Consider the following 24865-nt stretch of genomic DNA (forward strand, 5'->3'; position numbering starts at 1 on the left):
CTCCGACCCCCTTATCCGCCCTGACGGTCTACGCGTCCCCATGCAACCGACCACGGAGGGCCGGTTCCGGGTGCTCGACGAGCGCGAGGCCGAGGGGACGTTCGTGCTCGTGGAGCTGCCCGACGAGCCGGGGCCGGTCGACCCCACCGAACCGGACGCGGAGGCGGCCTACGACCGCGTCCACGTCGACGCCGAGGGGTACGCGGGCGACCTCGGGGCGACCGTCGGGGCGCTTCGCCCGGGATACGTCGTCGCGGCGACGCTGGCGTGGGACGACGGCGACGCGCGCTTCGAGGCGGTCGAGGTGGAACGGGAGACGCGGATCGAGGTCGCCGACGGCGTGACGGGGATGTTCGACGCCGCGACCGAGGCGTGGCAGGCCGCGCGCGCGAACGGCGAGGCGATGACTTCGCTGACGACCCGCGGACAGGACGGCGACCCCAACGGCGCGCTCTACTGCTTCGCGGACCCGCCGGGGCGCGACCTGCTCGCTGACCTCCGGGACGGCACCGTTCCCCTCGAACCCCTGATCGCCCGGGTGAACGCGCGACTCGACGACGACCGACCGCGTGCGGTGTTCCTGATGCGCCCCGAGGCGTACGACTACGTCGCGGTGTACGTCGTCTTCGCGCGCGAGGGCGTGCTCGCGAGCACGCTCCGCGACACCTACGACATCCGGTCGGGCCTGGTCGACCAGCTCGGCGCCGCCGGCGAGGATGCCGGCGTCTACGGCGACGACTCCTGACGCGAGGGAGCCGTCGGCTGGACGCCCCCGGCAACTCGTTCCGTGCCGAACCCGAAGACGGATTATGCGTCCGACCCCAACGTCGACCATGGCCCCCTCCGACACGACGTGGGCGAAGCGGCACCCCGGAATCCTCACCGCGCTGCTGACCGTCGTGGGGTACGGCGTCGTCCTCGGCGTCTTTCTCGTTCCCTCGTTCGCGGCGCTTTTTCCCGACCTCTCGCGTGAGACGGTGAACCTGCTGACCCACGCCATCGCCGTCGTCAACACGATGACCGTGGCCACGCTCGTGCTCGGGTGGTACTGGATCCGGCAGGGGGAGGTGCGCAAGCACGCGGCCGCGATGTCCACCTCGTTTGCGCTCATCCTGCTGTTCCTCGGCATCTACGTGCCGCGCGTCGCGGGCGGCGGGACGAAGCGATTCGCCGGCCCGGAGCTGGTGTCGTACGCCTACTTCGTCATGCTCGCGGTCCACATCCTGCTGTCCATCCTCGCGGTGCCCGTGGTGCTGTACGCCATCGTCCTCGGGATCACTCACAGCGAGCGCGAACTCCGGACGGAGACGCCCCACGCCCGCGTCGGCCGGATCGCGGCCGGCTCGTGGGTGCTCTCGCTCGTGCTCGGCGTGATCACGTACCTGCTTCTCAACCACGTCTACGCGTACACTTACTGAGTCGTCGTCCGCGGCTCGATCCGACCCACACCCCTCCTCTCCCGACCCCTTTTCACGGAGAGCGAGGCAGACGCCCCGTGCGCCAGCGTCGCCCCCGGCGCGGAGCGCGGACTCCGGCACGGCTGCGCCGCGGGGTCGAAGATCCCGTGTCGGCTGTCCGCCACCGAAACCCTTAGCGGCGCGCCCCCGAGACCGAGAGTCATGACCGACTGGATCGGCGAGACGTTCACGAGCACCGTCGGCTGGGACCACCTGGAGGCGCTCGTCGGCATCGGCGACCGCATGGCCGGTTCCACGGGCGAGCGGGCGGCGCTTGAGGCGACCCGAGACGCGTTCGCGGACGCCGGGGCACGGAACGCGCACATCGAGGAGTTCGACCTGCAGGGCTGGGAGCGCGGCGACTCCGCGATCGCGGTCGACGGGACGCCCGTCGCCGACCGCGCCCACGAGTGCATCGCGTTGCCGCGGAGCCCCTCCGGCGAGGCGACCGGCGAGTTCGTCGACCTCGGCTACGGCCTCCCGTCGGACTTCGAGGAGACCGACGTGGCCGGCAAGGTCGTAGCCGTCTCGACCACCGTCCCCGACGACTTCGACCGGTTCATCCACCGCCGCGAGAAATACTACTACGCGGTCGAGCACGGCGCCGCGGCCTTCGTCTTCAAGAATCACGTCGAAGGGCAACTCCCGCCCACCGGAAGCGTCGGCTCCGAAGCGGCGCCGATCGGCGAGATCCCCGCGGTCGGCGTGAGCAAGGAGACCGGAGCGCGCCTCGTCCGCGAGCACGAGGGCGAGACGGCGACCGTGAGCGTTGACTGCGCGGCGCCGGAGACGACCAGTGGCAACGCCATCGCCGAACTCGGCCCCGACACCGAGGAGTACCTCGTCGTCTCCTCGCACGCCGACGCCCACGACATCGCCGAGGGCGCGATAGACAACGGCGCCGGCACGGCGACGATCGTCGAGATCGCCCGCGCGCTCGCCGCCCGCGAGGACGAGCTCGACACGCGCGTGAAGCTGACCGCCTTCGGCGCCGAAGAGGTCGGACTGGTCGGATCCGGCATCGCGGCCGAGGCGGCCGATCCCGCGGCCGTCCGCGCGGTCGTCAACGTCGACAGCAACGTCTTCGGCCGCACGCTGAAGCTCGACCATCACGGCTTCGACGAGCTCGAGGCGGCGGCCGACCGCGTGAGCGACCGCTTCGACCACCCGGTCTCGACGAGCGGCGAGCTGGTTCCCCACAGCGACCACTGGCCGTTCGTGAAACGCGGGATCCCGGGCTACATGGTCTCCGGCGAGACCGAGGACCGCGGCCGCGGATGGGGCCACACACATGCCGACACGCTCGACAAGCTGGAGTCGCGCAACCTCCGCGAGCAGGCGATCCTGCTGACCGAACTGGTCGTCGACCTCGCTGACGCGGACGTGCGCGTCGAGCCGCGCGACACCGCCGCGATCGCAGCCGCGCTGGAGGAGGAGAACAAGGCCGAGGGGATGAAGGTCACCGGCGACTGGCCCTTCTAACGTACCCGCCGCGTCCCGCGGTCTTTTTGCCGCCCCCGCCAGAGGGACGATTATGAATCAGCCGGGCACGCAGTTCGTCGAGATAGCCGTCCTCGGCGGCGACGACGCTCTTCGGACCGCGGTCCGCGAAGCGGGCGGATCGGTCGTCCGAACGGCCGAGGCAGACGCCATCGTCGCCGCGGGCGAATCCGCGCTCCGCGAGGCGACCGAGGCCGCGGCTGGAACGCCCGTCCTCCCGGTCGGCGTCGGCGACTCCCCTCACTCGGTGTCCCCACAGCGTGCGCCTGCGGCCCTGGGCCGTTTGGTTCGCGGAGAGGGGCGCGTCGTGTCCCATCCTCGCCTCACCGTCGCGGTCGCCGGGGAGACGGTCGGCGACGCGCTCCTCGACGCGACGCTCGTCACCGGCGATCCGGGCCGGATCTCGGAGTACGGCGTGACGCTCGACGGCGACCCGCTCGACAGCTTCCGGGCCGACGCCGTCGTCGCGGCCACGCCGCTGGGGAGCGGCGGCTACGCGGCGGCCGCCGGCGGCGCCAAGCTCGCGGCCGACACCGGACTGGTCGTCGTCCCGATCGCGCCGTTCCAAACGCGGTCTGACACCTGGGTCGTTCCTGACCGCGTGACTCTGACGGTCGAACGCGACGAGGGACCCGTGGATCTCGTGATCGACGACGAAGTCCGGCGGACCGTCCCCGCACACGAGCCGGTGGACGTGACGGCCGGCGGGGACGTGCCCCTCGTGCGCGTGCCGTCTGGCGTGCAGTCCGCCGAGTAGATCGCCGGGGAACGATTGGAAAAGCTCTAAAGAGTCGTGGCCCGACTATCCGGTATGGACCCACTGCAGTTCCTCGTCCCGCTCGGCTGGATCGAGGTGGTCGGGCCGATGCTGCCGTTCGCCATTCTCGTTCTGGCACTCGCCAACGTGGCGACGCGCCACTTCGCTCACGCGCAACACGTGGAACAGGCCGAATCGTCCGACAGCGTCGACCGATTCCTGCCCCACATCTTCACGAACGTCGGCCTCGTCCTCCTGAGCTGCCTCTTCACGCTGTATCAGGCCACCGGCGGCGCCCTGCTGACGACGTTCGCCGTCACCGTGCTCATCGCCGACGTGTTCGAGTTCGAGGCGCGGAACCTCGAGGCACGCAACGACATGACCATCGAGCGCCCCAAAAGCGCCATCGCGGCGTCGTCGCTCGTGCTACTGTACGCCGTCTACTACGTCCTCACCGCGGTGAACGCGACCTTCTGGTCGTCGCTGTTCGCCTGAACCTCGCGTTCCTCCTTCTTTCGTTCGACCGTCGGAGTCCGGTGACAGCATCGTTCTCCAAGCCGCCGCCCCCCACCGCTATCCGGGGACCTCGACAGATTCGGACTCTTGGTTCGCCCTAGCCGTCACTACGGAGATCGGTCCGCGTCGGTCTCGCGGGTGCCGTTGACCCGGGTCGTCGACGGCCGTCCCTCGTCACCCGGCCTGCTCGCGCCGACTACCGGGCGAACCGGTCGACGGGTTCGCGGCGTTGCGGATGTCGGTGGAGCAGCCTCGGGCACGACGCCGTGCTACGGCTCGCGGCTATCGACTGGCTGGAGAAAAATGGAACCGCGGGCCGCAGCGTCAGTTCGACGCGTCAGCGCGGCTGCGGCGAAGTTCGCGGAGCGCCGGGATGATCACCCAGAACGTGAGCGGGCCGAGGACCATCAGCCAGAAGAACAGGTCGCTCGCGAAGATGGCGACCGCGTCGTAGATGCCGTTCGGCTCCGGCGGTTCGACGGTGAGTTGCTGGATCTGCTCGAACGACGGCGTCCGGTACCAGCCGGCGAAGAAGAACCAGCCGAGGGCCCCCACCATCGAGATGGCGAACCCCTTCATGAATTCGTCAGCCATTGCCTGAGTCTTCGGCGGAGTCCTCTTGAGACTTTCCCATTCCCTGAGCGCGGAACCGGGTTCCCAGGACGTACACCGCCGAGCCGAAGGCGATCGAGGCGAGGCCCGCGACCGCGAGCACGGCGGTCAGCGTGTCCGCGGGCGGTGCCGCCCCGACCGCGGTTAAAAGCCCCGTCAGCAGCCGCCGAAGCGTGCTCGTCTGGAGCGTCGCGGCGTCTAAGAGTAGGAAGCCGGAGATGAACGTCACGACCGCGATGAGCGTCGAGAAGACGGTCACGACCTTGTACAGCGACAGCGGAACGACGACCTCGCGGCCGCCCGGTCCCTCGCGGGCCCCCACGGGCTCCGGGTCGGGGCGCTCCTCCTTCGGGAGAGGGTCGCCGGTTTCGTCGTCGCGTCGCTCGTCGGCGTCGGTCGGATCGGATGACGGTGGGGCCATGAGGAACGTGGTGCGGGAACGGCGGGTAGTCGATACGGGACGGCGGGTCGTGACGGAGTCACGCCGGCCGCGCCGGGCGGTCGTCGCTCGCCACGGTGCGTCGTGCGGGCGCTACTTCGGCGGGCGCAGCCGGTAGTAGCGCTTGTTGAGGTCGTACATGTACCCCTCGCGCATCGTCTTGAGGACGGCGTAGGTCAGGATCGCCGCGACGATGGGCAGAGTGAACGTGAGCGTGAGCAGCAGCTTGAGCTCGAACGGGAAGAAGTTCTGGATAGCCAGCGCCGCCAGCGTGAACGACAGCACGACGCCGGCGACGCCGACTGCGGACCAGAACGGCTGCTCGACCGGGCGACGCGCGCTCCCCTTGTTGAGAAACGGCACCAGCGCGAGGATCCCGAAGATCACGCCGTGGGCGGCGACGCCGTAGAACTGGTCCGAGAGGACCTTCTCGCCGCCGAGCACCGCCAGCTCCGGATTGATGGGGTTGAGCTTCAGCAGGCCGAACGACCAGTAGAGGTACCAGTCCGGCAGGATGATCGCGGGCGTGGAGTTCGGGTTCGCCGGGTCCATGAACTCCGGCGGCAGCGCCGCGGCCACGAGGATGATGATCCCGACGAAGAAGCTCGTGATCGCGAGGTTACGGATCGTCTCGTGGGGCCACGTCGGGAAGCCGAGCACGTCGCGCTCGACGTAGTCGGACTCCTGACGGAGGTCCTGGTCCTCGCGACGGGAGCGCTCGAAGTACTCGTAGGTGAGCCGCGAGAGGCCGCGGCTCCGCTCCTTGCGTTCCGTCCAGTCGGGCGTCTCGTCGTCCGGCGGGACGATGCCCGTCCCGCCGTCGGTTCTGATCTCGGTGGTGTCGTCTGATTCGGTCATTGGCTTAGTGGGGTTCCGCGATGCCCTGCACCCAGACGATGCCGACGTGTAGCGCGATGAGCGCCGTCACCACGAACGGCAGCAGGAACACGTGCAGGATGTACATTCTCACGAGCGTCGCCTGTCCGAGCGTGAAGCCGCCGAACACGAGCTGTGCGGCCCACTCGCCGACGAGCGGCGTCGCCAGCGCCATCTCGACGCCGATCTGTCCGGCCCAGAACGAGAGCTGGTACCACGGGAGCAGGTAGCCGGTGTACCCGAACAGCAGGGTGAGGCCGATGAGGACGATGCCGAGCACCCAGTTGACCTCGCGGGGCTCCTTGTACGCGCCCGTGAAGTAGACGCGCAGCATGTGGAGGAACACCGCGGCGACCATGAACTGGGCCGCCCAGCGGTGGACCCCGCGGAGCATGAGGCCGAACTGCACGTCCTTCATGATGCTCTCGACGGAGATCCACGCAGCGGTCGGGTCACCTGCCGCCGCGGCACCCGCAGTCGAGGGAGAGTAGTAGAACCCGAGCAGCGCGCCCGAGACCGCCGCGACGAGGTACGCGATGATCGAGAGGGACCCGAGCGAGTAGAGCGGGTACCAGTACCAGAACTTGTTGTCCAGGTCGTACTGTTCCGTGTGGCTCTTCGGCATCTGCAGGTTGACGCGGTAGTACATCGTCTCCAGCAGCTCCAGGTAGTCGACGATGCGCAGCCGCTTGTCGAGCCAGATGAGCGTGGTGAGGAAGGCCGTCTCGACGGGCGTCAGGTCCTTCCGCTTGAGCCACGCGTCGTGGTCGAAGTCGTCTTTCTTTTCGAGGCTCATTGGTCGTTACCGTTTGTAGTAGGGGTAGATCGCACGTTTCACCGTGTCCCAGGCCGCCTCGCCGTCAGCGAGACTGTTACCGTCGGCGTCCTCTTCGCGAACGTAGAGGTCCTCCCACTTGCGGCGCCGCTTCTTGACCACCATCACGTCGGGGAGGAACTCCTTGCGGTACAGAAGCAGGATGAACGCCAGGTCGATGAAGATCAGCGCCAGCAGGCCGCCGACGAACTGGTTGCCGAACAGGGTCGACGCCCACGCGGACATCAGGCCGTAGACGAACAGGAAGACCAACGCGATCTCGATGATCGTCAACAGGACGATCCCGATCGCGGCGGCGGTGCTCTCGCGGGCGGGCTCGTAGCGGTGGATGTCGCCGTAGGAGGAGGTGTCCCCCGCCATCAGCGCCTCCCGTGCCCGGCGTGGGCCGTCTCACCGTACTTCAGGGCGTAGAACGTGAACACGATCGTCAGCGAGATGCCGACCCCGGAGACGAGGCCGACCCAGTGCGGGTGGAGCGGAACGCCGATGTCGTGGACGTCCTCGGGCCAGCCGTTGCTGGGGCCGCCGACCTCCACGGTGGGGACGTCCTCGCCGACCGCGAGCCCGGCGTGCATGCCGGTCTGCTGGTGGGGGTCACACTGGTAGTGGGTGATGCCGGCGTCCTCCTCGGTCACCTCGTACTCGAAGGTGAAGCCCTCGTCACCGACGATCTCGCTCTCGAAGGATGCGGGGCCGTCGACCGCGTGGACGTTGTGGTCGCCGCCCGAGCCGGTCCACTCCCAGACGATCGTCGTTCCGGGGTCGACCCAGATCTTGGTCGGGTCGAACGCCAGGCCGTCGCCGGCCCCGACCGAGACCGTCACCTCGTCCTGTCCGCGGGCGTCCTGATAGCTGTTGACGTTGCCCTCTACGGCGCTTGGCCAGTCGGGCTGTACCTCCTGGGCTGCCGCCGTCCCGGCCGCAGCGGAGGTAGCCGCGGCCGCGGCCGTCGCCCCGCCGGCCGTACGCATAAAGTCCCGCCGTTTCATACGGTCGGAAGTCAGGACGGCCTGCGCTTAAACCCACCGACTATCGCCGGTCGGCGGGACGACGCGCTCGCGTCTCAGTACGGCGTTCTCGGCGGTCTGAGTTCCGGCGCGGGCCGGCGTGGATCGGTCAGCGATCCGGTCCCGAATCGCCCCGTTCTTCGACACCTTCGGGAAGGTACCCCTCGCGTTCCTCCGCGGCCTGCAGCGCGCGGAGTCGCTCGCGATACTCCTCGGAGCGGAACCGGTCCGAGAGCCGAGCGTTCGCGACCGTCGAGAACAGGAACAGCGCCGCCAGCACGAACAGGCCCCCGATAAGCGGGGCGAACAGCGTCTCGACGCCGAGGAACAGCCACGCCCCGACGAGCGCCGCACCGCCCAGCAGCTGTGCGCCGGCGATGGCCTGCATCATCAGGTTCCCGAGCTCGCCGGAACCGCTCTCGACCTCCTCGGGGTCCGGTAGCTCCCAGTTCTCGGGCGGCGTCGGCGGATCGTAGCTCTCCATCGAACAGAGCACGACCGTGGGCTCGATCTCCTGTAACACGGTGCCGCGACCGCGCACCTCGCCGGTCGGTCGGACGACCGCGTACCCCTCGTCAGAGTAGAGCACCAGTCGCTCCTCGTCCTCTTCGACGATCCGGTCGAGCACGCCGAACACCTCGCGGCTCGCGATCCGGGACTGGAGCGTCCGCTCCACGCGGCCGAGGAGTTCGGGTCCGGTGATCCACGTGTCGGCGTCGAAGACGGCCTCCCACTCGTCGCCCGTCATCGACGCCATGTCCGCGGGGCCGAACTCCTCGAAGTCGTACGTCTCCTCCACCTCGCGCCGGAGGGCTTCGAGGTCGGCGTCCTCCCCCGTATCCGGGTCGGCGTTCCCCCCTGCCCCGCCGGACGATTCGGTGTCGGTCATTGGCGGGCGTACGGGACGCGCAGGGTAACCGCTTTCGTCCTCCCGCCGGACCGCATCGGGCGGAACCGGGAGGCTTTACGCGCCCGCCCGCCAACGTCCGCGGTAGATGGCCGAGATGCCCCTCGCCGCGGCCGCCACCGCCCTCGCCGTCACCGCGAGCCTCCCCTTCTTCCTCTACGGGGCGTGGGTGATGATCGACGCCGAGCTGGTCACGTGGGACCTGCTGATCTACCACCTCAAGTTCGTGGTCACGGGACTGGTGCTCACCACCGTTCCCCTCCTCGGGTGGATGCTCCCGCGGCTGTTCGACCAGCTCTCCGGGCTCGCGGCGGTCCACGCGTTCCTCGGCCTGCAAGCGTACGCCCTCCTGACGTTCGCGCTCACCGGCATCGTCCGCATCTTCCAGGCGAAGCGGAACGTCAACCTCTACGACGACCCCGAGGCCGAGGCGGCCGCGGACCTCGACGAGCTCCACGAGAACATGGGCCACTGGCGCAGCCGCCTCCGCGTCGGCGTCTTCGGCTTCACGCTGCTGTGGATCCTCGCGTGGCTCTCCGGGCTCTACCGGTTCTACCTGCTGTACGTGGCGTGAGAGGAGGGAGTTTGTGCGTTTTCTGCGTCTGGTGACGGTTCTGATCGGGATAGTCCCGCCTACAAAGCCCCAGCTGGCTCTCTCTACTACGGATATAGTTCTGTTGTAGTTCCTGCTGCTCTAGACAGCAACACCTCGAAAGCCCCAGCCGGCTCGACCCGCCGGGCCTCGCTGTGCTCCTCGCTCTCCGCACCGCCCGCTGCGGTGCTTGCGTCGTCCGGGCGAGATCGAGCCGGCTGCCCCTTTCAGCCCCACCCACCGCACAGCACCGCAACCGCACCGCGGCCGCACCAGCACCGCAGCCTCACGCCTCCCCAGCCTCGGCCGCGGGCCGGCCGCGAAACCGCACCGCAGACGGCCGGCCCGCGCCCTCCCTCGCACGGTCGCGGCGACACGCTTCGCGGTCGCCGCGGCGCGCGCCGACCGCATCAGCACCGCCACAGCACCGCAGCGCCGCCGGACGAACGTTTTTTGCGGATCCCGCGGAACTCCCGCCGTGAGTACAACCCAACTTCGCCAGTTGCGGCGCGTCGCTCCACCGGCTGACCAACATCTGGCGCGCGCGAGGAACGCGCGCGAGGGAAGGCCCGCCCGCGGCCGGAGCATCGCGGAGGCCGCGGGCGGCTGAGGTTGGGGAGGTGTGAGGCCACGCTTGACTCGACAGCCGGTGTTGCGAATCACTGAGCAACCGGTCACGTCGACCGACTCCACAAACTGCGCCCTGGCGGACTGAAAGGGCGAGGCCGGTCGCGGCTTCTCAGACAGGCTCTATCCGCGCGGGCGGTGTGGTGAGCGCGGATATCCTGCTGAGAAGTCGCGAGCGGTCGAGGGCTTTCTGGGTGTTGGCGACAAGTGCAGCAGCGCGCTCGATCACTCAAAAACTAGCGTAGAGCGAGCAGTCGAGGGCTTTCTGGGCGTTACCGACAAGCGCAGCAGCACGCCTGTTTACACAAAAAACGACGTACAGCGAGCTGTCGAGAGCTTTCTCGATACGTGCCGCAAGCACAACCGTACACTCGATCACAGAATATCCACCGTACAGCGAGTAGTCAGACGAACGAGCCCAGTCCGGTTTGCTCCTGTCCGGTCTTGACCTCCTTCCACGAGGTGCCCAGCGCCTCGATGACGCGCTCGATGGGGCCCTTCAGGGTCTTGTCGAGCATCTTCTCCCAGTCGACCGCGAACTCCTCGGGAATCTCGTCGGCGTACTCGAAGCAGATCACGTCCGGGTCGCGTTTGAACTCGCCGTACAGCGGGTCCGTCTGCGGGTCGAGCCCGCGCTCGTTCTCCATCCGCTGCCAGAAGTCGGGATGGACCTTCTCCAGGTAGAGCCGTTTCGGCTTCGAGCCGCGGTCGAAGTTCGTGCCGAGCAGGAGGTTGGCGTACTTCGCGCCGCGGACCTGCGCGGTGTCGGTGTCGTAGGCGTCGAGGCGCTTGCCGATGCCGCCGGGGATGCCGACCTTCTCTAAGTCCATGTTCCCGGTCAGGAAGTCGTCGATGACGTTCGAGAGATACGTCGTCACCTCCTCCAGATCCGCGTCGATGTCGTCGCCGGTGACGATGACCTCGATGACGTGCTTTTGCACCTCCTTCGTGATCTGCGCGATGTCCGAGCGCTTGTACTCGAAGCCCGTGATGTCGATGTCGTCGACGTCCTTCCCCTCCTTCCAGACGATGTGGCCCGCGTAGCGCTTCTTCTTGCCCGCCTGGAAGAAGCGGCGGTAGAGCTTCTCGAACTCGATCTGGAAGCGGTGCTCGTCCGCGTTCAGCTCCGCGGCCGCGAAGTCGTCGTACCGACCGTTGATGTGGTCCTCGATGGCGAACGACTGCTCGATCGCCTCCTCCTTGGGCGTGTCACCGAGGGACAGCATCACCGAGTCGGTATTGTGGAGAACGATTCCGCCGACGCCGTCAACGAAGTTCTCGTTCTCCGCGACGCTCAGATCGTACACGTAACCGTCGTGATCGACATCCTTTATGACCGGATCGCGGCCGCCCCGATAGAACTCACACGTCCGCACCGTGTAGCTGCCCTTGCTGTCACGGTATTTGAGCGAATGCTTCTTTCCTCGCTGAGTGAGCAGCGTCGAGAGACCGGCTGCAAGTTCGCGGCTTGTCGTTTCGAAATCGAAGTTCCGTTCGCAGTACTCTTCCGAGTACCGGGGGAATTCCCGTGACCCATCACCTTCGATCAGGACGTCCAGGAAGAGATTCTGAAGGTCCTCATCGAGGTTGAACACGAATCCAGGGATTCGTTTTCCGCGCGACGTTTGACCAGCGAACTCACGGAAGAACACGGCAGTGAGTTCGTTCATCATCTGGAGTTTGTGCGTCCCGTCGTTGTAGGTGGTTGACGAGGGTCCCTCGTCCGTTTCGTACTCGACGGTTCGTTCCGCCGACGTGTCCGAGGCGATGACGGTTGCGGTCACTCCTTCGAACAACCGGTCGTAGTCCTCTTTGAGCCCGTCCAGCCAGTCGGTTCGAGCCTCCGCGATGGATGCGCCGAACCTCGAATCCGTCGTCTCGATCGTCGATGCGCTTCCTTCAGTAACGTAGGCTGCGAGAAGTCGAACGAGTGCCTCGCCGTCCGCACCCTCCAGATCGATATGTCGTTTGACTTTCACCGTCCTCGACTGGTCAGCCTGGTGCTCGTGACCGAACCAGACGTACTCCTCGTTCGCGTGGACGCGGTTGATCTTCGTCTCCGCGTTGTCGCTTCCGACGCTCCGTCCGTCTTCGTACGACCGGGTGTAACCGTCGAGGACCTCGTACACGTCGATACGATCGACCGTATCGACTTCCGGAAGGCCGGGGATTCTGAGCGGTGCAGTCACGTCTTCCGGCTTGGTCTCCACCAGATCGTCACCGTCCTCGACCACGTACGAATGGTCCGTCGTCGTCGTCGATTCACCGAACTTGTGCTGGAGGTTGACGATGTCCTTGTCGGTCTCGTGCCGAACGATTTCCTCGATCGGTTGCCACTCCGGAACTCCCCCCTCGGAAACTGACAGCGCCTCCCATTCCGAGAGATTGCGTCGCTCTTTGCCCGCGGCAACCGAAGCGACGGGCCCGCCGTCCGCGGTGACTAACAACTCCTCACCGCGTTCCATCTCCGCCCGCTCGAATAGGCGTTCGATGGGGACGACCCGGACGACGCCATCCGGATCTCGCACGACAACTGGGCGATCGCCGGTTACACTGTCGCCGTACGCGACCTCGTGACCGATCTCCTGGGCGGCGGTCTCGGTGAAGTCGATAACCTCGCGTCCGGTCGCCGTGACGGCCGCGGCGCCCTCTTTGTCGTACAGCCGGAACCGGTCCCAGCCCGTGACGCCGTACAGCGAGTTCATGATGACCTTCACGGCCGCCTGCTGGCGGTCGTACTGCTCGTACGCCTGGCTGTCGGGGTCGTGCTCGTTGCGGAGCGCCTTCTTGTCCTCGCGCTCGCTGAGCAGTTCGTCGACCATCTCGCGCATGATGCCGTCCGGCTGCTTGCGGAAGTGGGTCCCGTTGGGGGCGACGTACGTCTCGCCGTCGAACTCGTCGGGGTCGACCTTCGTCTCGGGGCCGGCGTTGATCGTCACCATGCACATCGGGTAGAGGCTCTTCAGGTCGAGCACCGTGACGTTCTCCTTGACGCCGGTGATGGGGTCGAAGACCGCGCCGCCCTCGAACTCCTCGGACTCCTGTTGCCCCTTCGTGGGGAGCGCGAACTTGCCGAACGCCTTGTGGAGGACGTACACGTCGACGGTGTCGCCGGGGGTCGGCGCGTCCTCGATCTTGCAGCCGACGAACTTCCGCACCTCGTCCCAGAAGGCGATCACCTCCTGCTTGCGGTCGATCTCGACGCACAGCTCCACGTCGCGGAGGTTGTACTCCAACAGGCGCTCGGGGTCCTGCTCCCAGAGGTCTCCGATGTCGCCGGCGTAGCGCTCCTTGCCCGCGCCGAGTTCCATCTCCGCGACCGCGTCGAGCCGGTACGACTCCAGCTCCGTGAACTGCGTGCGCTTGTAGGCGTACAGCAGGTCGAAGACGACGCGGCCCTTGATGTCCGGGCCGCCCCAGCTGGAGCGCCACACCTCGCCGATGCGCGAGAGGCGGTCGAGCGAGAGGTCGCGGTCGTGGTCCGGGCGCTTCGCGACCTCCTCCATCCGGTCGAGGAGGTAGGGGGCGTCGAAGTCCTCGAAGTTCCATCCGGTCAGGATGTCCGGGTCCGTCTCGACGAGGTAGTCGACGTAGTCGTCGAGCATCGCCGGCTCGTCGTCGAACGTCCGGACCTCGAAGGTCACGTCGCTCACGAGCCCCTCGTAGCCCGGGAGTTCGTCGGGGGGTTCGACCGCGGCGTCGTCGGACTCGAACAGCCAGACGACGTACTCGTCCCGGTAGGAGTCGTGGCTGGTGAGGCAGATGATGGGCTCCTCGCCGTCCTCGGGGAAGCCGTTGCGGTCGTCCACCTCGATGTCGAGGTTGTGGACGCGCATCTCCGCATCGACGTCGGCGGGTTCGAGGTGCCCCTCGTGGACCTGTAGGCGCCCATCGTCGAGCCGGCGCTCCTCCACCCTGATCCCGCCGTTGATCCCGTTGTCGATCAGGAAGCGGTTCGGGAAGAGGATGTCCGCCTCGAAGGAGGTCTCGAAGTCGTCGCGGATGGTCCCCACGTCGCGGGGCGTCCGCGTCACGATCTTCGTGAGCGGCTCGCCGCGGATGCTCTCGTAGGGCTCGCCGTCGGGGTCCGCCTCGCGGGTGCCGATCACCACGTCGTACGCCTCCTCGGGGTCGCGGTCGAGCTCCGCGGTTGGCACGTAGAAGTACGGCTCCACGCCGAGGACGCGGACGTGCTCGGTCACGTCGTCGCCGTCCTCGACCGACCGACGACCGAACACGTGGACGACGGGGTACTCGCCGGCGCCGTGGCCCTCCACGGCGTAGTCGACCTGCGTGATCATCAGTTCGACCGTCCCGGTCGAGTCCGGGAACTTCGCCTCGTCGACGTCGACCACGTCGCTGACGCGCCCGCGGCCGTTGCCGGCGACGACGCGCGCCTCCTCGGTCACGTCGTCCGGCCGGTCGTCGGGCCCCTCCCCACCGTCCCCGCCGTCCGAACCGAAGTCCGAGAGCCCGCTCTGAGTCATGGGCGCCCTTTGGCGCACCCGGCTAAAAAGGTCGGCCTTTCGCCCCTCGCGGCCGTCCCGAGGAGCGCCTGCGTGCTCCGTGGCGAATCGCCCGGGGGCGGCCGACTCGGCCGATGGGAACTGGCCCGCTCGCGGCGACGGAAAGGCATTTACCTTGTGACACCATACCACGCGGCGTGACCTCGAACTCACACGCCGACGACGGGACGGTGGAGCGTGCGGATGACCGTGCGGCCGCGGGTGACGCGGAGGCCGTGGTGGAGGCGTACGAGGACGACGGGAGCGTGGTCCTCTTCGAGGCGGAGAACCCGCTCGCGTGGGTCGAGGCGACGCGAACGGTGGCGCTACGCGACGCCGCCTGACCGGGTCGGCGGTGCCGCGCGGCGCCGCGCGGCGGCGAGGGGTCGGTCGACCCCGACTGGCGCACCGGAACCCCTTTCCTGCCAGTTCCCCAACCGTGAGCCGTGTTTCTGGGAGACGACGGCGACGGGTCAGACGACGCCTTCGAGGACGCGCTGGGCGGGTTCGACGAGGCGTCGCCCGAGGAGTCGGAACTCGGCCCCGAGACGCCGAGCGTCACCGACTACGGGAACCGCTTTCCCGAGGCGAGCGACGAGGACCTCGCCGGGAGCCTCTCGGACCTCCACCCGGACACTGCCCGAACGTTCATCATCTGTGCCGTCCTCGCCAACGCGGCCATCCTGCTCGTCAGCCTCGGTGCGATGCTCGCGTACTTCCGCGGGATGACGCAACTCGGCGGCGGCATGATCCTGTTGGGGCTGTTCGCGGCCCTCCGAACGCGGATGCAGTACGCCAACTGGCGGGAGCGGTACGAGGAGCGGGAGGCCGCGGCCGACGCGGAGGCCGATGCCGCAACGGCGGAGAGGGACGCCCCCGAGGTGGCGGATGCCGCGGATGCCGCGGAGGACGCCGAGGTGACGGCGGACGCGGACGCCGCCGACGCCGCCCCCGTGAGCGGTGACGAGAGCCCGGAACGCTAATCCCGGGCGACCGCTTTTTCGAACCCGATGCGAACCGTCCGAGATGCCGACGGCCGACGCTACCTGCTCGTCAAGCGCTCGGCCGAGTCGAGCCTCGTCCGCGACCCCGAGTCCGGTGCGGAGCGCTACCTCGAGAACGACCAGATCGAGCCGGTCGAGGGGGAGTCTCCGCTGGAGACGGCAGCGAGCGGCGTTCCCGACCCGGTCCGGCGCGTCGTGACCGCCGCCCACGACGACCGGTCGCTCGGCCTGCTGGTGGCCCTTTCCGACGACGGCCCGCAGTCGGTCGTGGGACTGCTCGACGCCTTCGACCTCTGCGAGTCGGACCTCCACGGCCTGCTCGCGGAGTTCCGCGCCGCCGGACTGGTCGAGGAGGCGGAGACGCCCGGCGGCCGCGGCTACGCCGCGACGGAGACGACCGAGCGCGCGGTCGCGCTGTTGCGCGGCGGCGACGAGGATTCATAAGGAGATCTGCAGCCGGCCACGGAAACCCCCCTCCACGCCGCTTCAGAAAGATCGGCCGCAGTGTCGTGGTCCTCACCCCTGCTGTAGCCGCCGATTCATTCTCACGCCTGCTGCAGCCGCCGCTTCACCTCGTCCGCGTACGCGTCCGCGAGCCGCGTCGGCTCGGGGAGCTTGTAGCCGGCACAGAGCCGTCCGACGAGGTCGCGGGTCGTCTCGGCGCTCACGCGGTGCCCCGGGCTGACGTAGAGGGGGTTCACGCGCCGGCTGTTGGGGTACTGTCTGGACTGGTAGGCGTGCCCGATGACGGTTCCGTCCGGCGCCTCCACCGAGTCGGCGGCCCGGATCGGCGTGGACCAGCCCTCCGGGCGCTCCTCGGTCGCGTCGTCCGGGTCGCCGCACAGCAGGCTCTTGGCGACGCCGACGCTCGGCAGATCGAGCGCGACGCCGACGTGGGTGGCGATGCCGGCCTGTCGGAAGTGGATCCGGCCGGAGCCGTCGAACACCGCGAGGTCGGGCTCGACCGACAGCGTCCCGAGCGCGTCGAGGATCGGCCCGCCCTCTCGGAACGCCAGCAGACCGGGGATGTACGGGATCGACAGCGGCGAGACGGCGTGGGTTCGCTCCACGACCGCGCCGTCCTGCAGCGCCACCGCCGCGGAGACGACCGCGTCGTCCAGAAACGCCTGGTCGACCCCGACGACGACCGGCGCCTCGGGGTCGACGCCCGGCGCGTGCTCGGGGTCGACGGCCGCGGGGACGCCGCTCGTCAGGTCCGCGGCCGCCTCGACGCGGACCGCGTCGGCGTCGAACGGGAACTCGTCCGCGAACGTCGCCGCCTCGGCGATCTCGCGCTGGAGGGCTTCCATCTCCGCGTGGGAGAGGTTCGGGTCCGGAACGAACTCGGGGCGCGCCAGATCGAGCGCCTCTCGCGGACGAGCGTCACCGGCCGATTTCTCGGTCATCGCCGTCTCCTCGGTTCGGCCGTCATCGCCGTCTCCCCGGACCGCCGGGACCGCCGGGACCGCCCGGACCGCGCGAGACGCGAACCGTACGCCCGCCGCCGCCCCGCACGGGCCCGGTTCCCTCGACGCGGCGCCCGTACGCGAGGCCGACGACGAACCCGAGCAGGTGCGCGAGGTGGCCGATCCGGCCCATCCCGACCGCGGCGGCGATGTCCGGTTGGATCACGAACAGCAGCGACAGCGCCGCCAGCCCGTAGGTGAGCACCTTGATCTTCATCGGGATCACGAAGAACAGGAGCACCTCGAGGTTCGGCCGCAGAACGGTGACGACGCCGAGGATCGCGAACACGGCCCCGGAGGCGCCGAGCGCAGCCTGCGTATTGCCCATCGCGAGCGCGTAGGCGGTGCTGCCGACGCCCGCGATCACGCCGGCGACGAGGAAGAACGCCGCGAACCGTTTCGATCCGACGTACCGCTCCACGAGCGGGCCGAAGAAGAACAGCCCGATGCTGTTGGCGACGATGTGGAACAGCCAGCCGGGGTCGTGAGCGAACACGGACGTGACCCACGTCCAGACGTAGAGGGGGTTGTCGGTCGAGAGCAGGAAGACATCTCGGAAGGCGGCCTCGCCGAACAGTCCGAGCACCGCCCACTCCAGCACGAACACGACCCACATGACCGCGAGGAAGAGGTAGGTGACGTTCCCGCGGAACGCCCGGAGGAGCCCGCCGGTCGAGGAGATCCCTCGAACGCCGCGTTTCACTCGGTCGGTGAAGCCGCGGACGCCGCCCGCCGGGCCGACACCGCGTCGCCCGCCGGTCCCGCGATTGCTGGTGCCGCCGCCCCCGCCGAGCCCGCCGAGAATGCCGTCACCGCCCGAATCGCTCGACGCGTCCGCGGAGCGCTGGGCCGCGTCGGTGTCACTCTCGAACACGCCCGAGGGGTCGTCCCAGTTCGCCAACCCCGGGCAGTCGTGGTTCTCCGGGAGGCGGTGTTCGGAACAGAAGGACTGCCCACACCGGTGACACTGGTACGGGAGGTTCTCGTACTCCCCGCACTCGTCGCACGTTGCCATCGCCCCCTCTTGTCGACCCCCGCCTAAAGCGGTTTGGCTCGCGGGGCGTCGCGGTCGACGGCCGCGGATCCACCCGACCGACGCGCTACGCGCCATCGAAGCGATTAAGCGCCGGACCGCCGAACCTCGGGATATGCAACACCTCATCATCCGTGGGGACCCCGGGATCCGCCGGGACGCGGTGATCGACTACGAGGGTGAGGAGCTGGTGTGTTTCTCCGTCACCCGGCAGGGCGACTGGCACGGCCCCGACGAGCCCCAGCTCTGGTGTACCGTCGGCACCGAGGACGAGCGCGAGACCTACGCCAAACGCGAGTACGTCTCCCACTGGCTCGACGTGGAGACGGTCGACGCCGAGGCGGTCGACGTGATCAAGGCGTCGGGCGACCTCGCGGTCTGACCGGCCAGCCGCCGTTGCGGCCCCGCGGATTTCTGTGACCCGCCGCTCGCCGAGCGACGGGACTGTGCCGCGACAGAACCCCCCAGCTACAGCAGCCCGTCGAGTTCGTCGTTGTCGAACGCGGCGGTCGGATCCTCCCGAGCGCGTTCCTCCTCGTCCGTCTCCTCCGCGGCCTGTCTGGCGCGTTCGAGGAACCGCTGGACGCGGTCCGACCGCTCGACGCCCGCCAGCAACACGATCGAGGCGAGCCGGTCGGAGTCGAGCGGGAAGTCGCCGCCGCGGACCTCCATGCTCCCCGTCTCGTCCTCCAGCCAGCGGCGGGACTTCTCGACGCCCTTCCGCGGAATCCGGTCCGGGTCGCCCGCCACAGCAAGCAGCGCGGCGTCGGCGGTCGTCGCCTCCGGCAGGCTCAGTCCCGTCATCACGGATTTCCTCGTCGTACTGATGACGGTGTTGAGGTTCTCCTCCGGGTCCTCGGCGGCCGGCGCGTCGGCGTAGCCCACGGCCGCGACGCCGCCCGCACGCAGAGTGTTTATCACCTCGCTGGCGTCGACCACGGACTCGCCGACGCCCTGCGTCGCCTCACCCGCCGCGAGCAGGAGCCCCACGCGCTTCGCGAGCTTTCGGTTGAGCGCGTCGTACCCCTCGGTGACGCTCTCGCCGCTCGCGCGCCACGCGTCGTTGGCGAGCAGTATCGTCGCGTCGGCCTCCCGGAGCGTCGTCTTCAGCGAGCGCCCGGCGTTCACCTGATACAGCGCTCCCTCCTCGCGACCGGGGAGGACGCCGAGCGCATAGATCGGCACGTCGTACACGCGCTGGAGCTCCCGGATCAGGACGGGCGCGCCGCCCGACCCCGTCCCGCCGCCGAGCCCGGCGACGACGAAGACGGCCTCCGCCTCGGAGGTGATGAGTGACGAGAGCGTGCCCAGCACCTCCCCGGCGTCCGCCTGCATCACCTCGGCGCCGAGTTCGTTGTCGCCGCCGACGCCGTGACCGCTCACGCGGTCCTGTCCGATCAGCACCGTTTCCAGCGGGAGGGGGTCGAGGTCCGCCGCGGCGGTGTTGACGGCGACCGCGTCGACCACCGCGCCGAACCCCATCTCGGCGTCGAACTCGGCGAGGGCGGTCGCGATCTTCCCCCCGGCTTGGCCGACGCCAACGAGGACGGTCTTCATGGGAGGAACTGTCGCCCCACCGACTATCAACGTTTCCCCACCCCAGTCGGCGCCCTCCCGTCGGCCATCTCTCTACCCCCGTCCCCGACGCTTAAACCGGATACCGAGCCATCCAGCGCATGCACGACGGAGACGCCGACGCGGAGTCGACTCGCCCCGAGAGCATGTCGGAGCCGGCCGTCTCGTCCGAGGGCCCGGAACGGGATGCTCGCAGCGACACCACGGCTGCGGCGGCGCTCGCGGAGCGTGTCGCCGCCCTCGAACGCGCGGTCGCCGAACGGGAGTCGCCGCGGGCCCGAGGTGCGGATTCGCCGGCCGAGACGGGCGATCCTCTCTCCGACGAGACCGTTACCCGACTCGAAGAGCTCGACGACCGCTTCGCAGCACTTCACGAACGCCTCGACGAACTGGATGCTGCGGTACAGGCGCTTCGAGGATACGCAGGCGGGGTTCGGGCAGTCAACGAGGAGGTGGAGCGACGGGCCGACCTCGCACTCGCGACCGCTCGGTCGGGAGTGTCCGGAGAGCCGGGAGACGAGACACGCGGCGAACCCGCGGTCGATCCCCCCGAGGAGGAGGCAACCCGGGGACCGCGACCGACCGGGGACCGCCCCATCGACGCGGCGCTCCCGGACCAGCCGGCGGTCGCGGCCGCGGTCCCGGACACGGCTGAGGCGGACGCCGCCGACGGTCCGAGCGACGGCGGCGACCGGACCGACGGGCTCGCTCCGGGGGTCGTCGACCGACTGCGCGACGCCCTGTGATCCGCGCGGTCCTCGCGGCCGCGACGGCGGTCGCGCTGCTGGCCGCGGCGGGGCCGGCGCTGGCGGACGCGCGTGCCGAGACCACCGCGGACCGGATCGCGACCGCCGGCGAGCGGCTGGACCGGGCCGCGGCCGACCTCGCGGCGGACTCGGCCGCTGCCCGACCCGGCGAACCGGCGGCACGGCGGACGGTCCGCGTTAGGATCCCGGCCGGGTTCGACGCCGCCCCGGTCGCGTTCGCCGGAATCGGCCCGCGGTCCGCGTTCCGTGGTTCGTCCGGCGGTTCGGCGGGATCCGGGGCGGACGCAGGGACGGGCTCCAGCCCGGGCTCCGACCCAGGCATCGCGACGCGGGCCGGCTCCGAGCGCGGCGTGCGACAGGACGACGCCGAGGGCGATCCGACGGCGCTCGGATACCGAATCCGCGAGCGGCCGACCCGGACGATTCCGATCCCGAGCGTGACGACGGCCGGCGGGAGTGTGGTCGAACTCGACCGGGGGACGACCCGGATTCGGCTTCGATACGTTCGCCTCGAAGGGAGACCCTCGGTCGTCCTGTCGCGACCTCATTCTTAAATCGGAAGCGGAGACCAACCGGCGCATGGATCTGATCGACCGCGTCCGAACCGGCGCTCTCGCCGTGCGCGACCGCGTTCGGGACGGTGACGCGGCCGCGTCCCGCTGCGAATGCGAAGCGTCGTTCACGGAGCCGTCCGGAACCGCGGTCGCCGATCGGACGGTACTGACCGTCGACGCCGACGGCTGTCACGGTGCCGGTCGGCTGGCCGAGCGGCCTGCGTGCCGCCGTACGGTGATCGCGGCGCTGACGGACCGCGACGCGGACGCAGTCAGCGTGAGGTGTCGTGGCCTCGAGCGTCGATACGCCGGACGCGCCGCGGCCTTCCTGGTCGCGGCTGGCCGGTTCCGGGAACGCGTTCGGTTCCACGAGGACCGGCTGGCCGATCGCGCCGCGACCGACCCGCTGGGAGCGGCCACCGAGGCAGTCGGCCGCGCCGGCGCCCCCGCACGCGCGGTCGCCGAAACCGGTCTCGCTGCGATCGCCGAGGAAGCGGCCGGGTACGACGACCTTCTGCGCCCTTTCGTCGGGCCGACCGTCGGGACCGCGCGCGTCGCCGCGCGACTCCCGACCGGAGCGATGCTCCGCGACCGATGGGAGACCGGAACCGGCGCAACCGTCCGGATCTACGACGGCGACGGGCCCTTGCGAACGTATCATCTGACCCCGCCGTCGGCCGAGCTCGAAGACGACGCTCTCGCAACGCTCGCTGACGCGCGGGAGCGCTTGCTCGGGAACGGACACGCCGGGGAACGCGCGCCGGGTCGGGCCGTACGTGCCGTCGCGGACGCCGACGATCCGGTCGAGGAGATCGCCGACGTGCTGTGCAAGCACGCGCGCGGCTTCGGAGTCCTCTCCGACGTGTTCGCGGACGACCACGTCAGCGACGCCTTCCTCGCGCCCCCCGTCTCCGAGACGCCCCTCCGCGTGGTCGTCGACGGCGAGCGGCTGACCACGAACGTACGCGTGCCGCCTGCCGGCGCCGCGACGCTCGCCTCGCGGCTCCGGCGCGCGAGCGGCGACGGCTTCTCGCGGGCGTCGCCGACGCTCGACGCGACCCTCGATACCGACGGCGGCCCCGTCCGCGTGGCGGCGACGACCGACCCCGCCAGCGACGGACTCGGGTTCGCGTTCCGGCGCGGCGGCGAGGACGCGTGGACGCTTCCCGGGCTGGTCGACGCCGGTACGTTGACGGCGCGAGCCGCCGGCCTGCTCTCGCTCGCGACGGAACGCGGCGTGGCGGCGCTCGTGGCGGGCGGTCGCGGCGCCGGAAAGACCACGACGCTCGGTTCGCTGCTGTGGGAGCTCCCGTCGACCGAACGGGTCGTGCTCGTCGAGGACACGCCGGAGCTTCCGGCCGCCTCGCTTCGCGAGGCCGACCGCGACGTCCAGCGGCTCAACACCGACCCCGAAGCTGGCGCCGCGCCGACGCCGACCGAAGCAGTCCGGACCGCACTCAGGCTCGGTGACGGCGCGCTCGTCGTCGGTGAAGTCCGTGGGGAGGAGGCGTCGGCGCTGTACGAAGCCATGCGGGTCGGCGCCGGCGGCGACGCCGTTCTCGGGACGATCCACGGCTCGTCGGGTCCCGAGGTGCGCGAGCGCGTCGTCGAGGACCTCGGCGTTGCGCCTTCCTCCTTCGCCAGCACGGACCTCCTTGTCACGCTCGCCGATCACAAGGTCGTCGAGATAAGCGAGGTGTGCGGTGCCCGCGGTGAGTCGGGGACGGAAGGAACCGAAGACGTGCGGTTCGAGCCGCTGTTCGAGCGGGGAGAGGGCGGACTCGCGCCGACCGGCCGGCTCGACCGCGGGGAAAGCCGCCTCGTCACGGGGCTCGCGACGCCGACGGAGCGCTACGCGGACGTGCTTCGTCGCGTCGACGCCAGGACGACCGCCCTGCGAACGCTCGTCGACGAGGACCGGACGCGCCCCCGCGACGTGGCCGCGGCCGTGGCCGACCGCAAGCCGGCGTCCGGGGACCGGTCGTCAGTTGCCACGGGGACGACCGAATGAGCGACGACGCAGACCGTTTCTGGAGGGAGGAACCGAGCGAGGAACTCCGTCGAGCGCTCGCGTTCCGCGACCGAGACGAGGGCGCGGAAGCGGTGCTGACCCGCGGCTACCGGCGCGGCGCCGTCGCCGGAGCGCTGTGCGGAGCGGCCGGCGTCGCGCTGTCGTTTCTCGGCGTGCTTCCCGGCGGGGTCGTCCGATCCATCGCGCTCCCGTCGCTGCTCGCCGTCGCGACTGCGCTCGCGGTCGTCCACGTCTCGCACCGTCTCCCCGTCTGGCTGGCGGGCGTGGCGCGGACCCGCGCCCTCGGCGCGGCGCCCGGACTGGTGGGACGTGCCGTGCTCCGAATGCGGATCGAGCCGTCGCTGGAGCGGGCCGTCGCGTTCGCCGGCGGAACGGACGAGGGACCGCTCGCCGCGAGCCTCCGCGGTCATGCCCGGCGAGCACGGGGGCGTCCCGACGCCGGCCTCGGCGCGTTCGCGAACGAGTGGACCCCGTGGTTCCCTGCGCTGGAGCGCGCCACGACGCTGTTGCGGGCGGCGGCGACCGCCCCGTCGGAGCGTCGCGACCGTTGTCTGGACCGCGCGCTTGACGCCGTGGTGGCCGGTGCGGACGACCGCATGGCGGCGTTCGTCGGCGACGTTCGTGGACCGGTCTCGGGGATCTACGCGTTCGGCGTCCTGCTCCCCCTCGCACTCGTCGCGCTGCTTCCCGCCGCGAGCGCCGCCGGCGTCCCGGTCGGCGCCGCGACCATGGCGACGGTCTACGTCGTCCTGCTGCCGGCGGGCCTCTGTGCCGCCGGCGGCTGGCTGCTGCTTCGGCGTCCGGTGGCGTTCCCGCCCCCGCGCATCACCGCAGACCATCCCGACGTATCGACTCGGAGTACCTCCGTTCTCGGAGCGGGCGTGATCGCCGGAACCGGGAGTGGAGCCGTCGCCGGGCTGGCCGTCGCCGAATGGGCCGTCCCGGTCGCGGTGGTCGGCGTTGGAGGCGGGACGGCGCTGTTCGTCGTCGCGCGCCCCCGCCGGCGCGTGCTGGAACGCGTCCGCGATCTGGAGGCCGGCCTCGCGGACGCGATGACGGTCGTCGGCGGACACGTCGCGGAGGGAGTCGCGGTCGAACGCGCGATCGCCCGCGCGGGAGAGTCGGTCACCGGCCCGGCGGGCGAGGCGTTCGCCGACGCGGCGGCGCGGGGACGAACGCTCCGTATCGGGGTTCGTGAGTCCTTCCTCGGCGAAGGCGGACCGCTGGCCGCGGTTCCGAGCGCGCGGGCCCGCGGGGTCGCGGCGTTGCTCGGACTCGCCACGCGGGAGGGCCGCCCGGCCGGCGACGTGCTGCTCGAACTCGCCGACCAGCTCGAGGACCTGCGCGAGCTCGAACGCGAGGCGACGAGGCGGCTCGCGACCGTCACCCGAACGCTCTCGAACACCGCGGCGCTTTTCGGACCGCTGGTCGGCGGAGCGACCGTCGCCCTCGCGGCCGGACTGGTCGGAGACGCCGGCACGGCCGTTCCGACACTCGGTGCCGAAACGGGCGGCCTCGAGGCTTCGGGCGTTCCGGGTTCGACCGGTGTCACGGGAGCGCAAGCCGGTGAGGGTGGCGGACCGGGGGTTGGGAACACGCTGACCGTTCCGGTTCTCGGCCGGATCGTCGGCGCGTACGTCATCCTTCTCTCGGTCGTCTTGACCGCGATCGCCACCGTCCTGGAACGCGGTGCGAGCGCGGCGCTCGTCGCGTACCGGGTCGGGATCGCGCTTCCGACCGCGACCGCGACGTATCTGGCGGCGTTCGTCGGGGCCGGACTGCTGCTGTGACCGTCCGTACGTTT

The 24865-nt window shown here is 69.8% G+C and carries 25 protein-coding genes; 14 read left to right on the forward strand and 11 right to left on the reverse strand.

The genetic code is table 11. The features are described 5' to 3' along the window. Nucleotides 1–40: 40 nt before the first annotated feature. From AN233_RS13105 to AN233_RS13125, 5 genes are all read left to right on the forward strand, one after another. Nucleotides 41–745, forward strand: coding sequence for a DUF6663 family protein (locus AN233_RS13105; RefSeq protein WP_058367220.1), 705 nt, complete (start codon nt 41–43; stop codon nt 743–745). Nucleotides 746–833: 88 nt separating this feature from the next. Then, entirely contained in the window at nt 834–1418 is a 585-nt protein-coding gene (locus tag AN233_RS13110) for a DUF420 domain-containing protein (protein ID WP_094192424.1), read from the forward strand. 201 nt (nt 1419–1619) lie between these two features. Next, nucleotides 1620–2939: a M28 family peptidase gene (locus AN233_RS13115; protein ID WP_058367222.1), complete on the forward strand. Its 1320-nt coding sequence runs from the start codon at nt 1620–1622 to the stop codon at nt 2937–2939. A 52-nt stretch (nt 2940–2991) separates the two neighbouring features. Beyond that, the gene (locus AN233_RS13120) at nt 2992–3714 is read left to right on the forward strand and encodes an NAD(+)/NADH kinase (RefSeq protein WP_058367223.1); all 723 of its coding nucleotides are present in this window, start codon (nt 2992–2994) and stop codon (nt 3712–3714) included. A 54-nt stretch (nt 3715–3768) separates the two neighbouring features. Next, nucleotides 3769–4209 (forward strand): DUF7313 family protein, encoded by a 441-nt coding sequence (locus tag AN233_RS13125; RefSeq protein ID WP_058367224.1) that lies wholly within the window; start codon nt 3769–3771, stop codon nt 4207–4209. Nucleotides 4210–4554: 345 nt separating this feature from the next. Here AN233_RS13125 and AN233_RS13130 read toward each other — a convergent pair whose 3' ends face one another. From AN233_RS13130 to AN233_RS13160, 7 genes are all read right to left on the reverse strand, one after another. Next, nucleotides 4555–4824 carry a DUF7314 family protein gene (locus AN233_RS13130; RefSeq protein ID WP_058367225.1) on the reverse strand — a complete coding sequence of 90 codons (270 nt, stop codon included), beginning with the start codon at nt 4822–4824 and terminating at the stop codon, nt 4555–4557. Beyond that, nucleotides 4817–5263 (reverse strand): DUF7315 family membrane protein, encoded by a 447-nt coding sequence (locus AN233_RS13135; RefSeq protein WP_058367226.1) that lies wholly within the window; start codon nt 5261–5263, stop codon nt 4817–4819. The genes AN233_RS13130 and AN233_RS13135 overlap by 8 nt, the downstream gene beginning before the upstream one ends. A gap of 111 nt (nt 5264–5374) precedes the next feature. Next, nucleotides 5375–6139, reverse strand: a complete 765-nt coding sequence (locus AN233_RS13140; RefSeq protein WP_058367227.1) for a cytochrome b — start codon at nt 6137–6139, stop codon at nt 5375–5377. A gap of 4 nt (nt 6140–6143) precedes the next feature. Further along, entirely contained in the window at nt 6144–6953 is an 810-nt protein-coding gene (locus tag AN233_RS13145) for a cytochrome b (RefSeq protein WP_058367228.1), read from the reverse strand. A gap of 6 nt (nt 6954–6959) precedes the next feature. Next, a complete protein-coding gene (locus tag AN233_RS13150; RefSeq protein WP_058367229.1) occupies nt 6960–7352 on the reverse strand; it encodes a DUF7318 family protein in 393 nt (130 codons plus the stop codon). Next, nucleotides 7352–7981 (reverse strand): plastocyanin/azurin family copper-binding protein, encoded by a 630-nt coding sequence (locus AN233_RS13155; protein WP_058367230.1) that lies wholly within the window; start codon nt 7979–7981, stop codon nt 7352–7354. The genes AN233_RS13150 and AN233_RS13155 overlap by 1 nt, the downstream gene beginning before the upstream one ends. 127 nt (nt 7982–8108) lie before the next feature. Continuing rightward, a complete protein-coding gene (locus tag AN233_RS13160) occupies nt 8109–8888 on the reverse strand; it encodes a DUF7319 domain-containing protein (protein ID WP_058367231.1) in 780 nt (259 codons plus the stop codon). Between the two features lie 106 nt (nt 8889–8994). Between AN233_RS13160 and AN233_RS13165 the strand changes: the two genes are divergently transcribed. After that, a complete protein-coding gene (locus AN233_RS13165) occupies nt 8995–9480 on the forward strand; it encodes a DUF7321 family protein (RefSeq protein ID WP_058367232.1) in 486 nt (161 codons plus the stop codon). A gap of 1049 nt (nt 9481–10529) precedes the next feature. Here the strand turns inward: AN233_RS13165 and AN233_RS13170 are convergent. After that, on the reverse strand, nt 10530–14612 hold the full coding sequence (locus AN233_RS13170) for a DNA polymerase domain-containing protein (RefSeq protein ID WP_058367233.1): 4083 nt from the start codon (nt 14610–14612) through the stop codon (nt 10530–10532). A 113-nt stretch (nt 14613–14725) separates the two neighbouring features. Here AN233_RS13170 and AN233_RS13175 point away from each other — a divergent pair, with 113 nt between their 5' ends. From AN233_RS13175 to AN233_RS13185, 3 genes are all read left to right on the forward strand, one after another. Next, entirely contained in the window at nt 14726–14974 is a 249-nt protein-coding gene (locus tag AN233_RS13175) for a DUF7331 family protein (RefSeq protein WP_426962418.1), read from the forward strand. Nucleotides 14975–15076: 102 nt separating this feature from the next. After that, nucleotides 15077–15613: a DUF7322 domain-containing protein gene (locus tag AN233_RS13180; protein ID WP_058367235.1), complete on the forward strand. Its 537-nt coding sequence runs from the start codon at nt 15077–15079 to the stop codon at nt 15611–15613. Nucleotides 15614–15640: 27 nt separating this feature from the next. Further along, nucleotides 15641–16078: a DUF7346 family protein gene (locus tag AN233_RS13185; RefSeq protein ID WP_058367236.1), complete on the forward strand. Its 438-nt coding sequence runs from the start codon at nt 15641–15643 to the stop codon at nt 16076–16078. Nucleotides 16079–16179: 101 nt separating this feature from the next. Here the strand turns inward: AN233_RS13185 and AN233_RS13190 are convergent, their stop codons facing one another. Next, entirely contained in the window at nt 16180–17040 is an 861-nt protein-coding gene (locus AN233_RS13190) for an endonuclease V (RefSeq protein ID WP_058367237.1), read from the reverse strand. 22 nt (nt 17041–17062) lie between these two features. Beyond that, the gene (locus tag AN233_RS13195; protein ID WP_058367238.1) at nt 17063–18115 is read right to left on the reverse strand and encodes a rhomboid family intramembrane serine protease; all 1053 of its coding nucleotides are present in this window, start codon (nt 18113–18115) and stop codon (nt 17063–17065) included. Nucleotides 18116–18248: 133 nt separating this feature from the next. On the opposite strand from AN233_RS13195, the gene AN233_RS13200 reads away from it, so the two are divergent. After that, entirely contained in the window at nt 18249–18515 is a 267-nt protein-coding gene (locus AN233_RS13200; RefSeq protein ID WP_058367239.1) for an HAH_0734 family protein, read from the forward strand. A gap of 86 nt (nt 18516–18601) precedes the next feature. On the opposite strand, the gene AN233_RS13205 is transcribed toward AN233_RS13200, so the two are convergent. Then, on the reverse strand, nt 18602–19690 hold the full coding sequence (locus tag AN233_RS13205; RefSeq protein ID WP_058367240.1) for a tubulin/FtsZ family protein: 1089 nt from the start codon (nt 19688–19690) through the stop codon (nt 18602–18604). Nucleotides 19691–19809: 119 nt separating this feature from the next. On the opposite strand from AN233_RS13205, the gene AN233_RS13210 reads away from it, so the two are divergent. The 4 genes from AN233_RS13210 to AN233_RS13225 are packed head-to-tail and all read left to right on the forward strand — an operon-like array spanning nt 19810 to nt 24851. Next, nucleotides 19810–20454: a DUF7310 family coiled-coil domain-containing protein gene (locus AN233_RS13210; protein WP_058367241.1), complete on the forward strand. Its 645-nt coding sequence runs from the start codon at nt 19810–19812 to the stop codon at nt 20452–20454. Beyond that, nucleotides 20451–21029, forward strand: a complete 579-nt coding sequence (locus AN233_RS13215; RefSeq protein WP_058367242.1) for a DUF7311 family protein — start codon at nt 20451–20453, stop codon at nt 21027–21029. Before AN233_RS13210 ends, AN233_RS13215 begins: the two co-directional genes overlap by 4 nt. Nucleotides 21030–21054: 25 nt before the next feature. Next, entirely contained in the window at nt 21055–23040 is a 1986-nt protein-coding gene (locus tag AN233_RS13220; protein WP_058367243.1) for an ATPase, T2SS/T4P/T4SS family, read from the forward strand. Continuing rightward, nucleotides 23037–24851, forward strand: a complete 1815-nt coding sequence (locus tag AN233_RS13225) for a hypothetical protein (RefSeq protein ID WP_058367244.1) — start codon at nt 23037–23039, stop codon at nt 24849–24851. Before AN233_RS13220 ends, AN233_RS13225 begins: the two co-directional genes overlap by 4 nt. Nucleotides 24852–24865: the final 14 nt, after the last annotated feature.

The sequence above is a fragment of the Haloparvum sedimenti genome, assembly GCF_001462205.1.
In the GTDB taxonomy this organism is placed as follows: domain Archaea; phylum Halobacteriota; class Halobacteria; order Halobacteriales; family Haloferacaceae; genus Haloparvum; species Haloparvum sedimenti.

Excerpts from the sequence above, each read along its gene's own strand:
- AN233_RS13105 (WP_058367220.1), top strand. The coding sequence starts at position 41 with ATGCAACCGACCACGGAGGGCCGGTTCCGGGTGCTCGACGAGCGCGAG.
- AN233_RS13110 (WP_094192424.1), top strand. The coding sequence starts at position 834 with ATGGCCCCCTCCGACACGACGTGGGCGAAGCGGCACCCCGGAATCCTC.
- AN233_RS13115 (WP_058367222.1), top strand. The coding sequence starts at position 1,620 with ATGACCGACTGGATCGGCGAGACGTTCACGAGCACCGTCGGCTGGGAC.
- AN233_RS13120 (WP_058367223.1), top strand. The coding sequence starts at position 2,992 with ATGAATCAGCCGGGCACGCAGTTCGTCGAGATAGCCGTCCTCGGCGGC.
- AN233_RS13125 (WP_058367224.1), top strand. The coding sequence starts at position 3,769 with ATGGACCCACTGCAGTTCCTCGTCCCGCTCGGCTGGATCGAGGTGGTC.
- AN233_RS13130 (WP_058367225.1), bottom strand. The coding sequence starts at position 4,824 with ATGGCTGACGAATTCATGAAGGGGTTCGCCATCTCGATGGTGGGGGCC.
- AN233_RS13135 (WP_058367226.1), bottom strand. The coding sequence starts at position 5,263 with ATGGCCCCACCGTCATCCGATCCGACCGACGCCGACGAGCGACGCGAC.
- AN233_RS13140 (WP_058367227.1), bottom strand. The coding sequence starts at position 6,139 with ATGACCGAATCAGACGACACCACCGAGATCAGAACCGACGGCGGGACG.
- AN233_RS13145 (WP_058367228.1), bottom strand. The coding sequence starts at position 6,953 with ATGAGCCTCGAAAAGAAAGACGACTTCGACCACGACGCGTGGCTCAAG.
- AN233_RS13150 (WP_058367229.1), bottom strand. The coding sequence starts at position 7,352 with ATGGCGGGGGACACCTCCTCCTACGGCGACATCCACCGCTACGAGCCC.
- AN233_RS13155 (WP_058367230.1), bottom strand. The coding sequence starts at position 7,981 with ATGAAACGGCGGGACTTTATGCGTACGGCCGGCGGGGCGACGGCCGCG.
- AN233_RS13160 (WP_058367231.1), bottom strand. The coding sequence starts at position 8,888 with ATGACCGACACCGAATCGTCCGGCGGGGCAGGGGGGAACGCCGACCCG.
- AN233_RS13165 (WP_058367232.1), top strand. The coding sequence starts at position 8,995 with ATGGCCGAGATGCCCCTCGCCGCGGCCGCCACCGCCCTCGCCGTCACC.
- AN233_RS13170 (WP_058367233.1), bottom strand. The coding sequence starts at position 14,612 with ATGACTCAGAGCGGGCTCTCGGACTTCGGTTCGGACGGCGGGGACGGT.
- AN233_RS13175 (WP_426962418.1), top strand. The coding sequence starts at position 14,726 with ATGGGAACTGGCCCGCTCGCGGCGACGGAAAGGCATTTACCTTGTGAC.
- AN233_RS13185 (WP_058367236.1), top strand. The coding sequence starts at position 15,641 with ATGCGAACCGTCCGAGATGCCGACGGCCGACGCTACCTGCTCGTCAAG.
- AN233_RS13190 (WP_058367237.1), bottom strand. The coding sequence starts at position 17,040 with ATGACCGAGAAATCGGCCGGTGACGCTCGTCCGCGAGAGGCGCTCGAT.
- AN233_RS13195 (WP_058367238.1), bottom strand. The coding sequence starts at position 18,115 with ATGGCAACGTGCGACGAGTGCGGGGAGTACGAGAACCTCCCGTACCAG.
- AN233_RS13200 (WP_058367239.1), top strand. The coding sequence starts at position 18,249 with ATGCAACACCTCATCATCCGTGGGGACCCCGGGATCCGCCGGGACGCG.
- AN233_RS13205 (WP_058367240.1), bottom strand. The coding sequence starts at position 19,690 with ATGAAGACCGTCCTCGTTGGCGTCGGCCAAGCCGGGGGGAAGATCGCG.
- AN233_RS13210 (WP_058367241.1), top strand. The coding sequence starts at position 19,810 with ATGCACGACGGAGACGCCGACGCGGAGTCGACTCGCCCCGAGAGCATG.
- AN233_RS13220 (WP_058367243.1), top strand. The coding sequence starts at position 21,055 with ATGGATCTGATCGACCGCGTCCGAACCGGCGCTCTCGCCGTGCGCGAC.
- AN233_RS13225 (WP_058367244.1), top strand. The coding sequence starts at position 23,037 with ATGAGCGACGACGCAGACCGTTTCTGGAGGGAGGAACCGAGCGAGGAA.